The sequence below is a fragment of the Streptomyces sp. NPDC048473 genome (assembly GCF_043200155.1).
GTDB lineage: Bacteria > Actinomycetota > Actinomycetes > Streptomycetales > Streptomycetaceae > Streptomyces.
The window spans coordinates 25,101-45,947 of sequence record NZ_JBICXE010000003.1 but is presented as its reverse complement, the minus strand read 5'-3'; the positions used below and the strand labels follow the sequence as shown (position 1 = coordinate 45,947).

Sequence of the window (20,847 nt, the reverse complement as noted above, 5' to 3'; positions counted from 1 at the left end):
GAGGCGGAGTCATGAATGACACCTTGGTGACACTGGTGGGCAACGCGGCGACGGGCGTGGAGTTCCGGGAGACCGTGACCGGCGGAATGGCGCGATTCCGGTTCGCGGTGACGCCGCGCCGTTGGGACCGCGAGAAACAGTCCTGGACGGACGGGCACACCAGCTTCTACACCGTGTGGGCCTGGCGGACTCTGGCGTCGAATCTGTCCGGTTCCGTCTCCGTCGGAGAACCACTCGTCGTGCACGGCAGGTTGAAGGTGCGCGAGGAGGAACGGGAGGGCCTGCGCAGGACATTCGTGGACATCGAGGCGATCGCGGTGGGACACGACCTGACCCGGGGGACGGCCGCGTTCCGGCGGGTGATGAGGGGTGAGCCGGGTCTGATGGCGCGCGCGGGGAGCGTGGACAGGGTGGGTGACCTGGTCGGTGGGCCGGGACGGTCGGGTGAATCGGAGGGGGCGCGTGGGCCGGGTGGTTCGTACGACGTGTCACCGGCCGAGCGAGACGAGCGGGCCGAGCGGGGTGGACGGGAGGAAGGGGGCGAACGGAGCGAACTGGCCGAACAGAGCGAACGGGGCGGACGGCAGCGGGGCAAGCGGTCGACGGGGCGTCAGAAAGGCGACCAGGAGCTTGCGTCGGTGCCGTGACCGGACCTGACCTGACCTGACCGGACCGGGGCGGATCGGGGCGGACCGAGGCGTGCGGAGACGTGTGCGTGATACCGGCGATAACGATTCTGAGTCGGAATGGTTGTACGACGGTATGACGGGGGAATGTTCATCGCTTCGTCCTTAGGATTCCCCAGTACTCACGGGGCACTTGAGTCGACTGGCGGGACAATCCCCACACGCGCATCAGGCGCGGAGGGTCTCGCCCGGAGGGGAATTCTGTGTTTTCTGCTTCTTCAGCGACCGTTTCGTCATCCACGGAGACGACCAATTCTCCACGGCGGCGGGGCATAGCCCGGCTGGCCGCCTCGGTGATGGCATCCGGTCTGGTCATGGCAGGCGCCCTCGTCGGCGCGGGCAGTGCGGTCGCCGACGAGGCGCCGCAGCATCAAGGTGGCGCGGCCGCGGTCCTGGACGGGTTGAAGACCTACGACCGCGCCGTGCTCCACGCGGACGGCCGGAATCAGGAGCTGCCCGCCGGGCTCTTCGAGATGACCGTCGACGGCGGCGGCAAGCTCAAGACGTACTGCATCGACATTCACAACCCCACCCAGGACCAGGCGAAGTACCTGGAGACCCCCTGGAACCAGACCTCGCTCGGCAGCAACAAGAACGCGGGCAAGATCCGCTGGATCCTGGAGCACTCCTACCCGCAGGTCGACGACCTCGCAGCGCTCGCCAAGCAGGCCGGCACCGGGCCGCTCACCGAGAAGACCGCGGCGGCGGGCACCCAGGTGGCCATCTGGCGCTACTCGGACAACGCCGATGTCGACGCAACCGACGGCCAGGCCGAGAAGCTCGCCGACTGGCTGGAGCACAACGCCGTCGACCAGGCCGAGCCCAAGGCGTCCCTCGCCCTGGACCCGGCCGCGGTCTCCGGCAAGTCCGGTGAGCGGCTCGGACCGGTCACCGTCCGTACCAACGCGGGCCAGGTCTCCGTGACCCCGCCCGCCGACGCCGCCAGCGGTGTCAAGGTCACCGACAAGAGCGGCAAGCCCGTGACCACCGCGGCCAACGGTGCCGAGCTCTACTTCGACGTACCGACGGGTACCGCCGACGGTTCCGCCTCGCTGACCGTCCAGGCCACCACGTCGGTGCCGGTCGGCCGGGCCTTCGCCGGGGTGACCAAGAGCCAGACCATGATCCTGGCCGGCTCCAGCGAGTCCACGGTCTCCGCGGCCGCCACCGCGACCTGGGCCAAGCAGGGTGCGATCCCGGCGGTCTCGGCCAAGAAGAACTGCGCCAAGGGCGGCGTGGATGTCACCGCGAGCAACAAGGGCGACGAGGCGTTCACCTTCGAGCTGGCCGGAGTGAAGCACACCATCGAGGCGGGCAAGTCCGAGACGGTGACCGTCCCGGTCGCCGAGGACCAGGCGTACGACTTCACGATCACCGGACCCGGTGGCTTCACGAAGACGTTCAAGGGCGTCCTGGACTGCAAGACCAGCGGCAGCGGCAACGGCGGCCTCGACACCCAGACCCAGGACCAGCCCGCCCCGGCCACGGCCGGCGGCAGCTCGACCGGGGGCGACCTCGCCGAGACCGGTGGCTCCAGCGCCACCCCGGTCATCGCGGGCGTCGCGATCGCCCTCGTCGTCGTCGGCGGCGGCGCGGTCTTCTTCCTCCGCAAGCGCAAGACGCAGTCCTCCGCCCAGTGATCACACAGTAATCACGGCAGTAGTCACGGAGTGACGAACGGCAGGCAATCTGTCACGTTTGCCTGATGACGGCCCCGGTACGCGGATGCGTGCCGGGGCCGTCGCATGCCGGAAGACGGGGGGCGGTGTGTGCCGGGAGACAGGACGGGGTGTACCGCGGACCGGACTGGTTTCCGTCCCGGGATGGACGTCAGGCAAGATGGGGTGTATCTGCCCACACATCGATTGCCGGACGGTTTCTCTTGGCTGAGTACATCTACACGATGCGCAAGACGCGCAAGGCGCACGGCGACAAGGTGATCCTTGACGACGTCACGCTGAGCTTCCTGCCCGGGGCGAAGATCGGTGTGGTGGGCCCCAACGGCGCCGGTAAGTCCACGGTGCTGAAGATCATGGCGGGCCTGGAGCAGCCGTCCAACGGTGACGCGTTCCTGTCGCCCGGTTTCAGCGTCGGCATCCTCATGCAGGAGCCGCACCTCGACGAGGCGAAGACGGTTCTGGAGAACGTCCAGGACGGCGCCGCCGAGATCATGGGCAAGCTCAAGCGCTTCAACGAGGTCGCCGAGCTCATGGCGACCGACTACTCCGACGCGCTCATGGACGAGATGGGCAAGCTTCAGGAGGACCTGGACCACGCCAACGCGTGGGACCTGGACGCCCAGCTGGAGCAGGCCATGGACGCCCTGGGCTGCCCGCCCGGCGACTGGCCGGTCGTCAACCTCTCCGGTGGCGAGAAGCGCCGCGTCGCGCTCTGCAAGCTGCTGATCGAGGCCCCCGACCTGCTGCTCCTCGACGAGCCCACCAACCACCTCGACGCCGAGTCGGTGAACTGGCTGGAGCAGCACCTCTCGAAGTACGCGGGCTGCGTCATCGCCGTCACGCACGACCGGTACTTCCTGAACAACGTCGCCGAGTGGATCCTCGAACTCGACCGCGGCCGCGCCATCGCCTACGAGGGCAACTACTCCACGTACCTGGAGAAGAAGCAGGCCCGCCTCAAGGTCGAGGGCCGCAAGGACGAGAAGCGCGCCAAGCGGCTCAAGGAAGAGCTGGAGTGGGTCCGCTCCAACGCCAAGGGCCGGCAGACCAAGTCCAAGGCGCGTCTCGCCCGTTACGAGGAGATGGCGGCCGAGGCGGACAAGATGCGGAAGCTGGACTTCGAGGAGATCCAGATTCCGCCGGGCCCGCGGCTCGGTTCCGTCGTCGTCGAGGTCGAGAACCTCTCGAAGGCCTTCGGCGACAAGGTCCTCATCGACGACCTGTCGTTCACGCTGCCGCGCAACGGCATCGTCGGCATCATCGGTCCGAACGGCGCGGGCAAGACCACGCTGTTCAAGATGATCCAGGGCCTGGAGACCCCGGACACCGGCTCCATCAAGACCGGTGACACGGTCAAGATCTCCTACGTCGACCAGTCCCGCGCCAACATCGACCCGAAGAAGACCCTCTGGGCCGTAGTCTCGGACGAGCTGGACTACATCAACGTCGGCCAGGTCGAGATGCCCTCCCGGGCATATGTCTCCGCGTTCGGCTTCAAGGGCCCGGACCAGCAGAAGCCGGCCGGCGTCCTGTCCGGTGGTGAGCGCAACCGCCTCAACCTGGCGCTGACGCTCAAGGAGGGCGGCAACCTGCTGCTCCTCGACGAGCCCACCAACGACCTCGACGTCGAGACCCTGTCCTCGCTGGAGAACGCCCTGCTGGAGTTCCCGGGCGCCGCTGTGGTCATCTCCCACGACCGCTGGTTCCTGGACCGCGTCGCCACGCACATCCTGGCGTACGAGGGCGACTCCAAGTGGTACTGGTTCGAGGGCAACTTCGAGTCGTACGAGAAGAACAAGGTCGAGCGTCTCGGCGCGGACGCGGCCCGCCCGCACCGTGCCACGTACAAGAAGCTCACGCGAGGCTGATCGACTTGGCACGTCACATCTACAACTGCCCGCTGCGCTGGTCGGACATGGATGCCTTCGGCCACGTGAACAACGTGGTCTTCCTCCGCTACCTGGAGGAGGCGCGCATCGACTTCATGTTCCGGCTGGCGCCGGGGGACGGTTCGCCGTCCTTCTCGGGCGGGTCCGTCGTGGCCCGGCACGAGATCGACTACGTACGGCCGCTGGTCCACCGGCACGAGCCGGTGACCGTCGAGTCGTGGGTCACGAAGATCGGCGCCGCGTCGCTGACGATCGCGTACGAGATCAAGGACCCGGACCAGGTGTACGTGCGGGCCTCGACGGTCGTCGTGCCGTACGACCTGGCCGAGGAGCGGCCTCGGCGGATCTCCGCCGAGGAGAAGCTCTTCCTCCAGCAGTACCTGGCCGAGGAGCCTGCCGCAGCATGACGGTGCCCGTGCGGTCGCTGGAGTTCGCCGACGCGAGGGAGGCCGCGGATCTCGCGGCCTTCCTCGGCCGGCTGCTCCACTACGACCGGGCAGCCGCGGTGCGGATGCAGGCGGGCGGCAGTGCGCTGGCCGTGTTCGGCAGGCCGCCGTCGTTCGAGGTCCTGGCGATCCGGGCGGCGCGGCTGGCCGGCCCGCACGACTTCGACGTCACGGTGTCCGCCGGTGAACTCCTCGAATCCCTCGACGTCGAGGGCACGGCAGCCGGTTCGGGCGCCCTGCCCGCACCCGTCACCGGGCCGCCGTGGACGGGTGTCCTCCCGCCCCGCGGCGGCTGGCACGAACTGCCGGGCCTGCCCGACCCGGTCTCCCTGCGCACAGCAGTCACCGCCGGGGTTGCGGAGTTCCGCTCCCGCGACGAGGCCCTGCCCGAGGACCGCCGCACCCGGGCGGAGCGGGACCTGATCGGCCGCGAGATCTGGTCGCGCCCGGTCGGCTCCACCGAACTTCCGCTGCGGGCCGTCCACGCCGCCCAGTCCCTCGGCTTCCTCCGCCCGGCGCCGGACTTCCCGGTCGCCCTGCTCGCGGCCGGGTCCTGGCTGCGGCTGCGTACCCCCTTCGGCTCGATCGCCCTGCGCGGCCCGGGCAGCGGGCTCGGCGCGCTCGCGGTGACCGTGGGCGCGGGCTGAGCAACGGTCGCGGGCCGGTGAGGACGACCACGCCGAGCGCCGGGAGCGTCAGCGACCACGGGTCGGCCCGCAGCGGAGCGGTGCCGAGTGCGCCGGAGCCGGGCCCGGCGGAGAGCGCGAGGCTCACCAGGTCGACGCCCGGCGCCGGCAGGGCGGTCGTCGCCCATCCCACGAGCAGCCCGCCGACGGCGGCCAGCAGCGCCTGCGGCATCGCTTCGAGGCCGAGGAGCCGTCCGCCCTGCCGGGAGGTGAGGCCCATGGTCCGCAGCCGGGCCAGCAGGGCGGTGCGTTCCGGTGCGGTCTGCAGCAGCGACAGCAGGACGGCGAGCAGGGCGTAGCCCGCGCCGGCCGCGATCGCCGCCGTGTAGATCCCCTCGGCGCCCCGCTGCATGGGGGTGTCGACGAACGCAGGGCGTACGTCCTGTTGGAAACCGCTTGTGTGTACAACTTGATGGGATCGTGACCGTTAATCGGAGGCGGAGGAACGCATTTCGCACCTGCGGCGGGAACTCAGCCCTCGGTGTTCACCATCGAGGCGGCGGCATAGGTGAGGTAGTCCCACAGCTGCCGCTCGTGCTCCGGCGTCAGGCCGAGCTCGTCGAGGGCGACCCGCATATGGCTCAGCCACGCATCGTGCGCCGCCCGGTCCACCCGGAACGGAACGTGCCGCATCCGCAGCCGGGGATGTCCACGCTGCTCACTGTAGGTCCGGGGCCCACCCCAGTACTGCATCAGGAACAGCCTGAAGCGCTCCTCGGCCGGACCCAGATCCTCCTCCGGATACATCGGCCGGAGCAGCGGGTCCTCGGCGACCCCCTGGTAGAAACGGTGCACCAGGCGCCGGAAGGTCTCCTCGCCGCCGACCTGCTCGTAGAAGGTCTGCTCCTGCAGCGTGTCGCGCGGAATCTCTGTCACCCGTCCATCGTCGCAGACGCACCGGCCGAGGACCGGGGTCCTAGGACTCCGGTCCTCGGAGCCCGGCCCGGTTCCTGGCCCCGGGGCCCCCGGCGCAGGAAGGTGGAGGTATGGACGACGCGTACCCGGATCGGTTCGCCGCGGCCGCCGCCGAGGAGCGGTGGGCGATGGTGCGCGGGATCGTGGCCGGTGGGGCGCTGGGTGACCCGCAATGGCTGGCCGCGTTCGAGGAGGTGCCCCGGCATCTGTTCGTGCCGTACTACTTCGTGGGCGGTGGATTCGACCGCCTGTGGTGCGAGGACCCCGACCCGGACAGGCGGGCCCAGTGGCTGCACGGGGTGTACGCGGACGGGGCGCTGGCCACCCGGATCCGGGACGGCGAGCTGATCTCGTCGAGCAGCCAGCCGTCGCTGATGGCCCGGATGCTCGAAGAGCTGGACGTACGGGAAGGGCAGCGGGTTCTGGAGATCGGCGCGGGCAGCGGCTACAACGCGGCGCTGCTCGCGCACCGGCTCGGTGACGACGCCGTGACTACCGTCGACCTCGACCCGGAGATCACCGAGTCGGCCCGCCGGCATCTGGCGGCGGCCGGATACCGCCCGGCGGTGATCACCGGGGACGGGACACGGGGCTGGCCCCCGCGCGGCCCGTACGACCGGATCATCGCGACCTGCACCCTGCCGTGCGTACCGCAGGCATGGCTGGCCCAGTGCGCGCCGGGCGCACGGATACTGGCGCCGTTCGCCACCGGACTGATCGCGCTGCGGGTACGGGAAGGGGTGCACGGGAAGTACGCCGAGGGCCGGTTTCTGCACACGCCCGCGTACTTCGTACCGCTGCGCGGCACCCCGCCGCCGCCCGCGCGGCGACCGCACACCGGCGCACTGCCGAGGCGCGTCAGCGAGAACGAGCTCTTCCGGTTCCTGCTGACGCTGACCGAGGCCACCCTCGACCCGCGCGAGGCCCTCTCCCTCTGGCAGCGCGAGCGGCGCCCCGAGCGGGAGAGGTTCGGCATCACGGTCCGGGACGGGCGGCAGTGGGCCTGGCTGGACGACCCCGAGGGGCCGTACGCCTGGCCACTGCCCAACGGGTAGTGCGGGTCAGCCCCGGCGGATCGTGATCGTCGTCCACGCCCCGACATGCACCTGGTCGCCGTCCTGGAGCGGGACGGGGACATAGGGCTGGATCGGGTCCTCGGCGCCGTTGAGCGTGGTGCCGTTGGTGGAGTTCTGGTCGACCACGGCCCAGCTGCCGTCGGGCTGCTGCACCAGCACCGCGTGCTGGTGCGAGACGCCCGGGTCTTCCGGCGGCACGGACAGATCGATGTCGGGGGACTCGCCGGTGCTGTGCCTGCGGCGACCGATGGTGATCTGGTTGCCGGTCAGCGGAAGCTGCTGCTCCGGGGAGTACGCGGGCAGGTTGAGCCCGGTCGCTTCGGGGCCGCTGCGCTGCATCATCGCCAGGAAGTACTCGCGGTCCGGGGCGATGACCGCGGTCCAGCTCGCGGGCGGCTGGTTCTGGGTCTGGTTCGGTCCCGGGAACGGCGGTTGCTGCTGCTGCGGCGGGGCCGGCGGCTGCGGGGCCTGGGCCAGGGACGGCGGCGACAGCATCCAGTCGTCGTCATCGCCGGACTGCGGGGCGGGCGGACCGGGCCGCTCGAACGCGGGTGGCGCCGACTGCTGCTGGAACGGCGGAGGCGGCGGCCCCTGCTGGAACGGCGGCGGCGGGGTCTGCTGCTGGAACGGCGGGGGCGGCGCGGTCTGCTGCTGGAAGGACGGCGGAGGCGGCGGCCCCTGCTGCTGGAACGGCTGTGGCGGCTGCGGCGCCTGGTGCTGGAACGGTTGCGGCGGCTGCGGCGCCTGCTGCTGGAACGGTTGCGGCGCCTGCGGACCCGGCGCCGGGGGCCCGGGCCGGCTTCCCTGGTCGGGGGAGAGCGGCTCGGCCGGGCGGTTCACCTGCGAGGGCCGCGAGCCCTGGTACTCGAACGGATCGCGCTGCTGCTGAGGGCCCGGCGGCTGCTGCGCCTGGAAGCCGGGCGGCAGGTTGAGACCGGGCGGAGGGGCGGGAACGCTGTGGGACGGCGCCAGCGGCGTGTACGACGTCGCGGTGTTCGTGAGGAAGTTCCAGCGGCACTCCTCGCAGAACGGCGCCATCGCCTCACGCGGTGTGCGGCACTGCGGGCAGAGCTCGGCCTGCTGGGTCGCATCGGGGCCGGGGCCCTGCGGGTAGCCGTAACCGGGAGCGGGCGGCGGGGGAGGCGGCGGGGGGACTGCACCCGCAGGCGCGCCCGCCCCGGCCATGCGATGGCCGCAGACCTCGCACCAGTCATCGGAACCCGACTGGTGTCCGTTCGGGCAGGTCGGCATGTCGGCGCTTCCCCCTCTCCTCGTCCGGCCCCGGGGGGCCGTCATTTTCTGTTGCTCTTCGCCACCCGGCGGATCGCTCCGGCCGGGCGGCTCGACTGCGCGGCTGTGTGGTTATTTCTTGACGCGAACGGTCTTGGTCGAGCGTGTTTCGAGTGTCATCGAGTCGGCTTCCGCGACCTTCGCCTTCAGTCGCACAGTACCGGTCGCCGCATCGACGACGTCCACCACCTTCGAAAGCAGTTTCGCAGTGTCCTCGTTCCCGGACGCCGATGCCAGCTGCACCGCACGGCCCAGTTTCGCGGTCGCGCCGTCGAAGTCTCCCGACTTGCGGGCATCGAGCCCCTGCTGGATGACTTGTGCCAGTTCGGCCTGGCCCGTGTAGTGCGCGACCTGCGGGTTGATCGAGGTGGACGCCACCATGTCCTCCGTCCACACCGCCCGTACCAGGCCCTGCGAAAGAGTCTGCGGCGCCCCGCCCGATGGGTCGGGGAGGATCAGCGAGACCCGGGACGCCAGCATCTCCTGCCCGATCCCGGCCTCCGGCACCTGTACGCACACGTGGTAGTCGCGGGACTCGTCGCCCCAGGAACCCGTGGGATAGTCCCCGGCGCGGGGGCCCGCCTCGGTGCGGCGGCCGGTCAGATCGACGACCGTCGGTGCGACCTGCTTCACAAACTTGATCTCGACCCCGACGGGCGTCCAGAGCCGCAGCGCGACATCCGCGACCTCCTTGCCCATCGCGTTCTCCATCATCTGCGTGAAGTCCGCGGCCAGCCCCGCCGGGTCGGCGACGATGTCGGCCGTGCCGAGCAGCGCGGAGGCTATGGCTGTGACCTCTTTCACCTCCCAGTCGGTGCCGACACCCCGGGCGTCACAGGTGAAGCGGCCCACGCAGGATTCGAGCGCGGCCCGCAGATCCTCCGGCGCCTCGTGCTCGTTGCGCCCGTCGGTGAGGAGGATGCCGTGCCGGATCTCCACATCGGCGGCGCCGAGCAGCCGGTCCGTCAGCCGCAGCCAGGTGCCGATCGCCGTACCGCCACCGGCGCTGAGCGCACGCAGGGCCTCCTTCGCCTGGGCCTTGGTCCGCACATCGGCTACCGCGAGCCTCCCGTTGCCCGGGTAGACCTCCTTGGCGACGTGCGTACCGCCGACCACGGCGAACGAGGTGCCGTCGCGCAGGGTGTCGATGGCCGCGGCCGTCGCATCGCGGGCGTTGCGCATCTTCGTCGGCGGATAGTCCATCGAACCGGAGCAGTCGACCATGATCACCACGGCGGCTTTCGGCGCCTGCCCCGGTACGTGCGTGGGCGTGGCAGCCGCACCGGACAGCGGGTTGCCACCGGTGGTGCCGCCTCCGGTCGAGGTGACCGTGACGATCGCGTTGACCTCGCGACCGCCCTCCGGCAGATATTCGTTCTGGTACACCTCGACGGAGAACTGCGGCACGTTCGACTTGGAGAAGTTGGCCATCTGATCGGCTCCTTGGGACTCCAGGTGTCAGATGAAGACAGCTGTGAGGGAAGAACTACGGGTGAAGGCGGGCGAACGCGGGCGAAGGCGGCGGGGGTGGAGTGGGCGGACGGAACCGGAATCAAGCGTTACGGAACGGGACTCATGTGTCGCCGCAGGCCGATCCTGCCCCCTGCGGCGGTACCACGAACGGCAGCAGAGCCACTGTTACGTTGTCGTGGCCCCCACCGTCGAGTGCATGACCCACCAGCACCTGGGCGCCCTGCAACGGCCGAAGCTGTGCATCGGCCGGCACCGCCGCGGCCATCTCGGCCGCCGACTCCGCGTAGTTCCACAGGCCGTCCGTGCACACCACCACGAGACCGGACCGGTCCGGTTTGAAGGACGCGGTGTGCGGCTCCAGTTCGTACGCGTCGGCGCCGAGCCACCCCGTGATGGCGTGGGCGCGCTCGTCCGCGTACGCCTCGGCCTCGTTCATCAGGCCCGCCGCGACCATCTGCGCGGCCCAGGAGTCGTCCTCGGTCAGCCGGGCGGGCGGGTTGGTGCGGTCGTCCGGCACCCAGTAGACGCGGCTGTCGCCGACCCAGCCGACGACCAGCAGACCGCCCGCCATGATCGCGCCGACCAGGGTGCACGCCGGGGCGTTCTGATGGCGGTGCGGGTCGTGCTCCATGGCCTGGCCGGGCTCCTCGGCAAGGGAGTTGACCGACTCGGAGGCCGCGACGATCGCCTCGTGCATCGCCTGCTGCGGATGGGTGCCGCGCGGCAGCGACTCCAGAAGCGCTTCGTTGGCGGCGCTCGCGGCGGCCGCCGACGCCTCGTCGGGGCGGCTCGCCGATGAGACGCCGTCGCAGACGATCGCGACGACGGCAGGCGAACCGTCGGGCAGGGCCGTGGTCGACACCGCGAACGAGTCCTCGTTGCGGTGGTGGCGCAGGCCCCGGTCGCTGACGGCGGCCACCGAACCGAGCTCCTGCTCCATGTGGTCGCGCTCGCGCGGCTGGGCGTGGCCGCAGTTCTCGCAGTAGCCGTCGGTGTCGACATGGCCGGCGCGGCAGGCCACACACAGTTTGGTGCCGGCCGGTGGCGTGGAGGGCAGCTCCGCGGCAGGCGTACGGGGGTCGGGTGCGGGCGCAGACGCCTCGGCGGACGGCGCGGATGCGGGCGCGGCCCCAGGTGCGTGCCCGGATTCGGCCCCAGGCGCGGCCAGCTCGAAGTCGTCCGATCCGTCCGGCACGTCGAACCGGACCCCTGCCGGGCGACCCGCCGGAGTGCGGGCGGCGGGCGCCGCGCCGTTCTCCGCCGGTACGGCCATGGCGATCGTCGGGTGGTCCTGCGGCGGTTCGGGCACGGCCGACAGGTCGTACCCGCACGCACCGCAGAACAGGTCCCCCGGCTCCAGCGGCTCCTCGCAGCCGGGGCACTTCGACAAGGCCGTCTCCTGGGGCTTCTGCGACATTTTCACACCCACGTCCGGGGGCGGAAACGGTTGGCCCGCTCCACCAGTTCGATCCTCTCGTCGCCGGGCTCTGCAAGCCGGGCGAGCATCCGGTACGAACGCTCCAGCCCGAAACGCAGGCCGCGCTCGTCCAACTCACTGCCGAGCAGCGTCCTCGCCCCGGGCGACCCGGCAGGCGCGTGCGGCTGCGGGGCCGAGGACCGGGCCGTGGGACTACCGGAGAGTACCCAGTCGAGCGCCGTCCCCAGCACCTCTGTCGACAACTGCTCCCGGCGCACCGCGTCCAGACCGAAACCGGCCAGCCCCGAGACCTGGGCCGAGGCGGCCATCAGATCGACGATCAGAGGCTCGTCCGGGGCCCGTCCACGCAGCCGGGCGCGCACCGCGGCGACCCGGGCGGCCGTGTAGTGGATCGACGCCTCCGGCACGGACTCCAGTGTCCTGACGGACCCGGCCCGGTCCCCGGCCGCGATCTGCACCCGGGCCAGACCGAAGGCGGCGCTGACGAAGCTCGGGTCGGTCGTCCACACCAGGCGGTAGTACTCGGCGGCGTTGTCCAGCTGGCCCAGGACCTCCGCACAGATCCCCAGCGCCAGCTTGGGCGCCGGCTCACCGGGGAACGCGTCGTACACCGCGTCGAAGGAGAGCGCCGCGTTCTCGTTGTCACCGGTCACCAGCGAGGTGATGCCGCGGTACCAGACGACCCGCCAGTCGTCCGGGAACTGCCCCTCCAGGGCCGTCAGGGTCTGCCCCGCGGCGCCCGGTTCGTTCATCTCCAGGCGGGCGCGCAGCTCACGCAGCCTGGTCTCCAGCGAGGCCGCGGGCACGGCCTGCAGCGCGGAGATCAGTTCGGAGGGTGCGGTGGTCATCAGTCCCGCGAGGAAGCCCGCGTTGGGGTCGCTCGCATCGACCCGGGGCACGGGCAGCGCGAGCGAGGTGGACCGTGCGTCGAACCAGGCCAGCCGGGGGCCGTCCGGGACGAACGGCCCCGACGGCGCACCGGGATCGGCGGCCGGGACACGGGGTGCCGGAATCGCGGCCTGGGCCTGCGCGTACGAGAAGGCCGCGCCGCTCTGGAGCGCCGCCCGGCCCGTCCCGTCGCCCGCCTGCACGTGGGTGGGCGGCGCGGTCAGCGGACCGCCACCGGGCACGGGCGGCGCACCCGCGGGCAGCGCGCCCTGCCCCGGCCCCGCGGGTGGCACAGCGGGAGACGACGCGGCAACGCCGGCCACCGCCCCGTTCCGCCGCCGCCCGAAGCGCCCTGACGACGCCGGAGCGGCAGCCCGTGCCCCCAGCCGCGACACATCGTCCGTCAGCTCGGCGAACAACCCCGTGTCCGTGACCCGCACTTCCGTGCCGAACAGTGTCGACAGCGCCGGCCGCGGCCGCCCCGTCTGCAGCGACACCACCTCGCGCAGCACACCCGTCAGCTGCTCCGCCATCTCCGCCGCCGAGGCGAACCGCCGCGCCGGATCCGGGTCGGTGGCGCGTACCAGCAGCCGGTAGAACGACTCATAGGTCCGGAACACCTCGATGTTGTCCGGGTCCGGCAGCGAGTCCACGAAGACGTTGGTGTAGCCCTGGAAGTCGAAGGTGAGCACCGCGAGCGTCCGCGCGACCGTGTACAGATCGGATGCGACCGAAGGGCCGGCCTCCGCGACCTCCGGCGCCTGATACCCCACCGTGCCGTAGATGGCCGACTCGTCGTCGTCCATTCTTCGCACCGCGCCCATGTCGATCAGCTTCAGCTGGTCCTCGGTCTGGATCGCGTTGTCGACCTTGAAGTCGCAGTACAGCAGGTTGCGGCTGTGCAGATGACCGAGCGCCTCCAGCGCCTCGATGCCGTACGCGCACGCCTGCTCGACCGGCAGCGGATCGCGCTTCCCGGCCGGGGTACGACGCTCGTTCGCGATCTCCTTGAGCGCCTTGCCGCCGACGTACTCCATCACGATGTAGCCGTCGAGCGAGCCGGTGCGCTGGTCGAGATGCTCGACGAAGTTGTAGATCCGGACGATGTTGGAGTGCTCGATCTCGGCGAGGAAGCGGCGCTCCGAGATGGCGGCCGCCATGGCGTCCTGGTCACCGGTGTCGAGCAGGCCCTTGAGGACCACCCAGCGGTCGGAGACCGCACGGTCCACCGCGAGATAGACCCAGCCGAGCCCGCCGTGCGCCAGACAGCCCACGACCTCGTACTGGCCGTGCACGATGTCGCCCCCGTGGAGCTTGGGCATGAAGGAGTAGGGGTGGCCGCACTTGGTGCAGAATCCCTCCGTGCGCCCCGCCCGTTCGCCGCGGGCCCGGCCAACCGGGGCCCCGCAGTCCGAACGCGAACAGAAACGCTTCCGTTCCGGCACCTCCGGGTTCTCCATCACCGCGGTGCGGGGGTCGGGACGCGGCACGTCCGGTACCTGCACCAGGCCCGCGCCCAGCCTGCCCCGGCCGGACGCGCCCGTGGACGAACCGGAGGAACGCACCGACACCGAACGGGACGTGGAGCCATGGGACAGCGAGCGTGAGAGCCGTCCCGAAACGGAACGCCGCGAGGTCGACGAGCGGGACGAGGAACGCGAGGACGCCCGGGACGAGGCCCGCGAACTGCTGTTGCTGCCCCGGCTTCCCCTGCTGCTCGCGCCGCCGCCCGTGATCCCGGTCGGCGGCGAGCTCACCATCCCGTTCGGCGAGACGACCGGAGCCAGACCGCAGGTGTCGCAGTACAGCTCACCGCCGCCCATGTCTTCGTAATTGCCCTCGCACGCGGGGCGCTGGCATTGCGTACTCATGGTCCGTCCCCCTGTTCGCCCCGCCGCCGCAGCGGCCCTTCCACCTTGCACATACCTGTACTCATCGCCGGTCCTCCGGTCCCGAGGTCCGGCGTTGCGACAGCAGTTCGGCCGCCGCCTCCTGGTAGCGCAGTACCGCCTGCGTGGCGACCCGCAGATCGCACGGTGCGCTCCACAGCATCCGGCGCGCCGCGTCGTACCGCTCGATCAGCAGCGGGTCCTCGGCCATCCGGTGCCGGGCGACCTTCGCCTTGTACGCGTCGAGCCTGCCGCGCAGCTCCGCCCGTACGGCCAGCGGGGCCGTGACCGCGGTCAGCGATTCACGGGCCCGCAGCAATTCCTCCTCGGCCTCCCGTTCCAGCGTCTCCAGGAGCGGGGAGAGCCGGTGCCACTGGGCATGCCTGCGGTACTCCGAAGCGGCGGCCAGCCGCTCCTGGAGTGCGGTCGCCGGGCCGCTGACCGCGGGCACCTCGGTGGCGGCGATCTTCGCCAGCACCTCGCCGCGCGCCGACCGGGCCTCGGTCAGGGTGCGGTCCGCGCGGGAGAGGACATCACGCAGATGGACCAGACGCTGCTCGGCGTCCTGCCGGACCGCGAGCACCGCCTCGATCTCGCGGCGTACGTCGTCCAGGGCGCGGGCCGCCCGGTCGTAGCGCGTCGTGTCGGGGCGTCCGCCGCCGGGCGCCGAACTGCCGGGGCCCGACAGCCAGAACGCGAGCGGATCGGAGATCACCTGGACCCGCAGCGTGGTCAGTTCATGGGTGATCGCCTCCAGGTCGTCGCCCGCCGGGTGCTCACCGGGCCGTACGCCGACGGAGTGCGCCAGCGAGCGGGTGCGGTGCAGTTCGGCGGCGAGGAGGTCTATCCGGGCGGGCAGCGCGGACCACACGGAGTCGGAGGCGACGACCATGTCCAGCGAGCGGGCGTACAGGTCGTTCATCCGGGCGACCAGCTCCTCCAGCGTGAACCGCTCGGAGAGCTTGGCCGGGCCCGTGACCGACGGATCGGGGAGGCCGGCCGCATGGGCCACGGTGACGCCCTGGCCGCGCAGCAGTTCGGTGAGGACCACCATGTCGTCCCGGTTGGGGTGGCGCCTGCGGGCCCGCACCGCGCGGGCCTCGGCCAGCGCCCCCGCGTAGGCGTCGAAATACCCCCAGAGCAGCGTGATCGACTGCTCGGTGGAGGCCCAGCGTTCCTTGGTGACACCGGTCAGATCGGCGCCCTCCAGGAGCCGGCGGCCCGCGTGGTCCTGCAGGGCGAGGAGCGAGGTCTCGATCGCCTCGTGCTCCGCGCCCAGCCGGGCCAGCGCACGGTCCGCCTCGTCCCGGTCCATGACCGGGCCGGGGGGCCTCCCCGCGTAGCCGGGGAAGGGGCCCGCGACGCCCATCGATCACCTCTCCGCTCTTCCTGCCGGGACGGGCCCGGCAGGATCAGTGCCACTGCCTCGCCGGTCCGGTCCGCGCGGTTGCGCACACCCGGCCGGCCCGGCGCTAGTTGCTCCGGTACTTGGGGGCCGGCGGCGCCGATATCCCCGGCAGACCGGCCTCCAGCCACTTCCGGTACGACACCATCCAGGGGCTGTCCGCACCACCCCTGCGGTAGTCGACCAGCACCTGGTTGACCCGGGCCACCAGATCGTTCGCACCGCGCTTCGTCGCCACGCCGTAGTACTCGGTGGTGAACGGCTTGTCGCCCTTGAGCTCGACCGCCGGGTCCTGGGCGGCCTGGCCGGCCGCCAGCGCGTTGTCCGTGACCACCGCGTCGACCTCGCCCAGCTGCAGCCGTACCAGGCAGTCCAGCTGGTTGGGGACGGTGAGCCGGTCCTCGTCCGCCTCGGTGCCGTCGTGCTCGTCCTTGAAGACCGAGCCGAACGACTGCTTCTCCAGCGCCTCGTACGCGGTGGAGCCCTCGGCGGTGCAGATCCGCTTGCCGTCCAGGGACTTGTCGAACCCGGTGATCGGCGAGTCCTTCGGCGCGAGGACCTGCTGCCCGGCCTGGAAGTAGGCCGTGGAGAACGAGACCTGGTCCAGCCGGCCGCAGTTGATCGTCATCGTCCGGACGACGACATCGACCTTGTCGTTCTCCAGGGCGGCGATCCGCTGGTTGGTGGGGATGGCCCGGAAGATCACCGCGTCGGGATCGCCCAGGATGTTCTTGGCGATGGCCCGCACCAGATCGATGTCGAAGCCTTCGAGCTTGCCGGTCTCCGGATTGCGGTATCCCCAGCTGAAGCTGTTCTGGTCGACGCCCGCTATCAGCTTTCCGCGCGCTTTGATCTTCGCGATGCCCGGGCCGTCGGCGCTCGACGGCGGCAGGCTCGCCTCCGGGTCCGTGCAGTCGTTGGCCCGGGCCTGCACGGCATGCGCCGTACCAGGCCCCGAAGCGTCCCCGGCGAAGGTGCCGGCGCCGCCGTGGGAGAGCGGCAGCAGGGTGAGCGAGGCCGTCACCGCGCAGGCCACGGCCATGCCCGTCACTCCGCCCCAGCCGCGCAGCCTGCCGCGGGTGGACCTCACGCCCGTGCGCATCCTGGTCATCGCTCCCCCTCTCACCGGTACTCCGAGAGCCTGCGGTTGACCCCGACGATCGCGGCGAGGGCACCCAGAGCGGCGAGCGCGGCGGCCCCGATCGGCAGCCCGCCCAGCGCCCCGCGCCCGTCCTTCGCGGCCCGGGTGAATTCGCCCTGCTCATGGGCGAGCGCCTGCTTCAGCGCCTCGTCCACCCGGTTGAAGGACTCACCCGTCGAGTTCTCCGGCCCGATGATCTGCTTCAGCGCGCCCTCGTAGTCGCCGCTGTCGTCGGTCGTGCGGGCGGTCCGGTGGCGGCCCTGCCACTCGGAGACACCGTTGATGGCGTTCGCCACCGGCCCGCTCCCCTGGGAGTCGTCGGCAAGCTTCCTGGCTTTCCCCAGCTCTTCACCGAGAGCCTTCATGCCCGTGCTGTAGTCGGTCTCGTACTTGTCGTTCTTGCCGTCCGGGGTGAGTACCGCGCCGCGGGCGACAAGAGTGAGGTTCTCATTGGCGCGCGCCTTCAGCGAGTCGATCCGCGCATGGTTGAGAACATCGAGGGACTGCTGCCCGTGCACATCGGCGTCCAGCAGTTCGGACCGCGCCACCGTGTGCCCCACGGCCAGCCACAGCAGCACCACGGTGGATGCGGCGGTCGCGACGAGCAGCCCGTGGTTGAAGACCCTGTTCGTTCTACGGTAGTTGCGCCGCTGCGCCCAGAACAGTGCGGCCAGTGCCACGACACCGAGCCCGAGCGAGAGGAACGGCCAGGCCCTGGCCGAGTCGTTGTCCCGGTCGAGCCGCCCGGTCTCCGCCGCGTACAGCCGCTCGGCGGCCGGCAGCAGCACATTGGTCATCTTCTGGTTCGCGTACCGGAGATAGGCACCGCCCAGCGGCAGGCCCTGCCGGTTGTTGGCACGGGCCCGCTCGATCAGACCCGCGTACCGGGGGAGTTCCTCGTTGAGCGTGGTGATCTCGTGCCCGGAGCTCGTCGACGCATCCGTGTTGGCCGCGGCCTTCACCAGCAGCCGGGATGCCTCCTTGATGTCCTTGTCGTACCGGTCGTGGACATCGCGCGGCTCCTGCGCCCCGGCCAGGAAGCCGCTCGCCGCCGCGGTGTCGGCATCGGCCAGCGAACGGTAGATGTCCGCCGCGTCGGCGCTCAGCGGCTGGCTGCGGCTCACCACGTCGTCGGCTGCGGCGGCCCGGTCGGCGATCTCGAACGCCGTCACGGCCCCGAACGCGACGACCAGCAGGGCCAGTACGGCCCCGATGATCTGGAGCCTGCCCGGTTCGGTCGTCGCCGCGGCGCGCAGCCGTTCCGCCGTCGCGGACCAGGCACCGCGCTGCGGCGGAGCGGGTACGGTCGCGGGCACGGGCGGCTGCGCCCGCGCGTGTTCCGGCGCCGTGCGTACATTCGGCGGGTATGTCACTTGACCTCCCCCTCGGTCACTGACGGTGGCCCGGCCCCCCGGCCGATCGGGGAACTGGTACCCGGCCAGAAGTATGGCCGCAGGGACTGACATCCACACCAGGAACGCCTGGATCCTGCATCGGTCCGCGGATGGCAGTCACACGCATTCGATCAAGGCCTGCGCCGCCGATCAAGACGATCGGCGGACCAATCCCCGAAGCGGACCGATCTCCCCACTCATGAACACGTCCGGGACAGCTGAACGGTTCCCGTACGCAAGGGGCGTAACGCAGCGCAAAACGCCGCGGTACGCCCCTTGCGTCAGCACACCGTCTCAGCTGTACTGCGCACGCAGCCTCTCGTGCACCCCGGCAGCCGCCCCCGTGTGATCCAGGCCGAGCAGCGCCGCCCCCAGAACCGGAGGCTCCGTCACCACCCGGACCACCGCCTTCGGGGCACGTACCGCGAGGAGCTCGGCGATCCTGTCGTCCAGCTGCGGGTGGCGGGCTGCCAGTACGCCGCCGCCCAGCACCACCGGCGCCTCCTCGTCCAGCAGACCCAGCCGGGTCAGTGCGACCGACGCCATCGCGACGACCTCCTCCGCCAGCCGGTCCACCAGCGCACCCGCCACCGGGTCCCCGGCCGCCGCGGTCGCGAAGAGCACCGGAGTCAGCTCGTGCCGGCGCTCGAACTCGACCCGGCCCAGATGCAGCGCCTCGATCAGCGCGTACATCGAGTCCAGCCCGAAGTGCCCGGGCAGCGCACGGGCCAGCTCGGTCGGCTCACCGCGGCCGTCCTCGGCCCGCGAGGCGAACCACATCGCCTCCTCGGCCAGCCCCGAACCGCCGCCCCAGTCACCGGATATCCGGCCTATGGCGGGGAAGCGCGCGGTCCGCCCGTCCGGCACCATGCCGACACAGTTGATCCCCGCACCGCAGACGACGGCCACACCCCGTGGCTCGTCCACCCCCGCACGCAAAATCGCGAAGGTGTCGTTGCGCACCTCGACGGTCGCGCCCCAGCCACGGGCACGCAGCGCCGCCGCCAACTGCTCCTCCTCCACCGGAAGATCGGCGTTGGCGAGACAGGCCGACACATGTGCGACGGAGCCGACCGGTTCGCCGGACAGCTCCAGCGCCCGGCCGACGGCCGCACCGAGAACGTCCATGGCCGCCTCGATCCCCACGACCGGCGGCTGGAAGCCACCGCCGCGGGCCGCCGACAGCACGGTCCCGTCCTCACCGATCAGTGCCACATCGGTCTTGCTGTTCCCCGCATCGATCGCGAGGACCGAAGCGTTCACGCCCACGCCAGGTGCTCCCGGTTGTGCGCAATCAGCTTGTCGGTGAGCGCCTCGGCGTACTCGAACTGACCGATCAACGGGTGTGCGAGCAGCGCCTTGAAGACTGCATTTCTCCCACCCGCCCGCCCGGTGGCCCGGCCTCCGCACAGCGCGGCTTCCAGGGCGAGGTCCTCGTACGCCGTCACATGGGCGATCAGACCGGCGTACAGCGGGTCCAGCTCCGGTACGGCGAGCGGGGTGGCACCCGTCCCGTCGACCCTCGCCTGCACCTCGATCACCGCGTCGTCCGGCAGGAACGGCAGCGTCCCCTTGTTGTACGTGTTGACCACCTGCACCGGGCTGCCGCCCGAGCCGAGCAGCGAGGACGCCAGGTCCACGGCCGCCTCCGAGTAGAAGGCGCCGCCGCGCTTGGCGAGCAGCGCGGGCTTCTCGTCCAGCGCCGGGTCGCCGTACATGGCGAGGAGCTCCTTCTCCATCGCGGCGACCTCGGCCGCGCGGGACGGCTTGGTGCCGAGCTCCCGTACGACCTCGTCGTGCGCGTAGAAGTAACGCAGGTAGTACGAGGGGACGACGCCCAGCCGGTCGGTGATCGCCCGGGGCATGCGGAGATCGTCCGCGATCGTGTCGCCGTGCTCGGCGAGCAGCTTCGGCAGGACGTTCTCGCCCTCGGGGCCGCCGAGGCGCACCCCGAGCTCCCAGGTCAGGTGGTTGAGCCCGACATGGTCGAGGTGGACCTCGGCCGGGGTGACGTCGAGCAGCCGGGCGAACTTCCGCTGGAAGCCGATCGCCACGTTGCACAGTCCGACGGCCTTGTGGCCGGCCTGGAGCAGCGCCCGGGTGACGATGCCGACCGGGTTGGTGAAGTCGATGATCCAGGCATCGGGGTTGGTGCGGCGGACCCGCTCGGCGATGTCCAGGACGACCGGCACGGTGCGCATCGCCTTGGCGAGGCCGCCGGCGCCGGTGGTCTCCTGGCCGACGCAGCCGCACTCCAGCGGCCAGGTCTCGTCCTGGTTGCGGGCGGCCTGGCCGCCGACGCGCAGCTGGAGCAGGACCGCGTCGGCGTCGGCGACGCCCGCGTCGAGGTCCGAGGTGGTGACGATCCGCCCCGGGTGGCCCTGCTTGGCGAAGATCCGCCGGGCGAGGCCGCCGACGAGTTCCAGACGGTCGGCCGCCGGGTCGACGAGCACGAGCTCCTCGATGGGCAGCGTGTCCCGCAGCCGGGCGAAGCCGTCGATCAGTTCAGGTGTGTAGGTGGACCCGCCACCAACTACTGCCAGCTTCATAGG

Annotated in this window: 16 protein-coding genes and 1 pseudogene; 6 read left to right on the top strand and 11 right to left on the bottom strand. The window is 71.1% G+C overall.

Going from position 1 to position 20,847, the window contains the following annotated elements; all coding sequences use genetic code 11:
- Positions 1-11: 11 nt before the first annotated feature.
- From ACGFU7_RS06580 to ACGFU7_RS06560, 5 genes are all read left to right on the top strand, one after another.
- A complete protein-coding gene (locus ACGFU7_RS06580) occupies positions 12-647 on the top strand; it encodes a single-stranded DNA-binding protein (protein ID WP_393692972.1) in 636 nt (211 codons plus the stop codon).
- 242 nt (positions 648-889) lie between these two features.
- Positions 890-2,326 (top strand): LAETG motif-containing sortase-dependent surface protein, encoded by a 1,437-nt coding sequence (locus ACGFU7_RS06575; protein ID WP_393692970.1) that lies wholly within the window; start codon positions 890-892, stop codon positions 2,324-2,326.
- Positions 2,327-2,568: 242 nt separating this feature from the next.
- Positions 2,569-4,233 carry an energy-dependent translational throttle protein EttA gene (gene ettA / locus ACGFU7_RS06570; protein ID WP_393692968.1) on the top strand — a complete coding sequence of 555 codons (1,665 nt, stop codon included), beginning with the start codon at positions 2,569-2,571 and terminating at the stop codon, positions 4,231-4,233.
- A 5-nt stretch (positions 4,234-4,238) separates the two neighbouring features.
- Positions 4,239-4,661 carry a thioesterase family protein gene (locus ACGFU7_RS06565; protein ID WP_114244550.1) on the top strand — a complete coding sequence of 141 codons (423 nt, stop codon included), beginning with the start codon at positions 4,239-4,241 and terminating at the stop codon, positions 4,659-4,661.
- The gene (locus tag ACGFU7_RS06560) at positions 4,658-5,347 is read left to right on the top strand and encodes a hypothetical protein (protein WP_393692966.1); all 690 of its coding nucleotides are present in this window, start codon (positions 4,658-4,660) and stop codon (positions 5,345-5,347) included. The genes ACGFU7_RS06565 and ACGFU7_RS06560 overlap by 4 nt, the downstream gene beginning before the upstream one ends.
- Before the next feature lie 19 nt (positions 5,348-5,366).
- Here the strand turns inward: ACGFU7_RS06560 and ACGFU7_RS06555 are convergent.
- Together ACGFU7_RS06555 and ACGFU7_RS06550 are read right to left on the bottom strand one after the other, a co-directional pair.
- Positions 5,367-5,756 (bottom strand): annotated as a pseudogene (locus ACGFU7_RS06555) (FtsX-like permease family protein); the annotation flags it as partial.
- 101 nt (positions 5,757-5,857) lie between these two features.
- On the bottom strand, positions 5,858-6,262 hold the full coding sequence (locus ACGFU7_RS06550; RefSeq protein WP_393692964.1) for a globin: 405 nt from the start codon (positions 6,260-6,262) through the stop codon (positions 5,858-5,860).
- 110 nt (positions 6,263-6,372) lie between these two features.
- Between ACGFU7_RS06550 and ACGFU7_RS06545 the strand changes: the two genes are divergently transcribed.
- Positions 6,373-7,356 carry a methyltransferase domain-containing protein gene (locus ACGFU7_RS06545; protein WP_393692962.1) on the top strand — a complete coding sequence of 328 codons (984 nt, stop codon included), beginning with the start codon at positions 6,373-6,375 and terminating at the stop codon, positions 7,354-7,356.
- A gap of 6 nt (positions 7,357-7,362) precedes the next feature.
- On the opposite strand, the gene ACGFU7_RS06540 is transcribed toward ACGFU7_RS06545, so the two are convergent.
- The 9 genes from ACGFU7_RS06540 to ACGFU7_RS06500 all read right to left on the bottom strand — a co-directional run bounded on the left by ACGFU7_RS06540 (position 7,363) and on the right by ACGFU7_RS06500 (position 20,844).
- A complete protein-coding gene (locus ACGFU7_RS06540; protein WP_393692960.1) occupies positions 7,363-8,628 on the bottom strand; it encodes an FHA domain-containing protein in 1,266 nt (421 codons plus the stop codon).
- Positions 8,629-8,739: 111 nt separating this feature from the next.
- Positions 8,740-10,098: a VWA domain-containing protein gene (locus ACGFU7_RS06535; protein WP_393692958.1), complete on the bottom strand. Its 1,359-nt coding sequence runs from the start codon at positions 10,096-10,098 to the stop codon at positions 8,740-8,742.
- A gap of 142 nt (positions 10,099-10,240) precedes the next feature.
- On the bottom strand, positions 10,241-11,563 hold the full coding sequence (locus ACGFU7_RS06530; protein WP_393692956.1) for a protein phosphatase 2C domain-containing protein: 1,323 nt from the start codon (positions 11,561-11,563) through the stop codon (positions 10,241-10,243).
- On the bottom strand, positions 11,560-14,337 hold the full coding sequence (locus tag ACGFU7_RS06525) for a tetratricopeptide repeat protein (RefSeq protein ID WP_393692954.1): 2,778 nt from the start codon (positions 14,335-14,337) through the stop codon (positions 11,560-11,562). Before ACGFU7_RS06525 ends, ACGFU7_RS06530 begins: the two co-directional genes overlap by 4 nt.
- 61 nt (positions 14,338-14,398) lie before the next feature.
- Complete coding sequence (locus ACGFU7_RS06520) at positions 14,399-15,724, bottom strand: hypothetical protein (protein ID WP_393692953.1); 1,326 nt, start codon at positions 15,722-15,724, stop codon at positions 14,399-14,401.
- 103 nt (positions 15,725-15,827) lie between these two features.
- A complete protein-coding gene (locus ACGFU7_RS06515; protein ID WP_393692951.1) occupies positions 15,828-16,871 on the bottom strand; it encodes a glutamate ABC transporter substrate-binding protein in 1,044 nt (347 codons plus the stop codon).
- Between the two features lie 11 nt (positions 16,872-16,882).
- On the bottom strand, positions 16,883-18,274 hold the full coding sequence (locus tag ACGFU7_RS06510) for a hypothetical protein (protein ID WP_393692949.1): 1,392 nt from the start codon (positions 18,272-18,274) through the stop codon (positions 16,883-16,885).
- A 315-nt stretch (positions 18,275-18,589) separates the two neighbouring features.
- On the bottom strand, positions 18,590-19,564 hold the full coding sequence (locus tag ACGFU7_RS06505; RefSeq protein ID WP_393692947.1) for an N-acetylglucosamine kinase: 975 nt from the start codon (positions 19,562-19,564) through the stop codon (positions 18,590-18,592).
- On the bottom strand, positions 19,555-20,844 hold the full coding sequence (locus ACGFU7_RS06500; RefSeq protein WP_393692945.1) for a 6-phospho-beta-glucosidase: 1,290 nt from the start codon (positions 20,842-20,844) through the stop codon (positions 19,555-19,557). The genes ACGFU7_RS06505 and ACGFU7_RS06500 overlap by 10 nt, the downstream gene beginning before the upstream one ends.
- Positions 20,845-20,847: the final 3 nt, after the last annotated feature.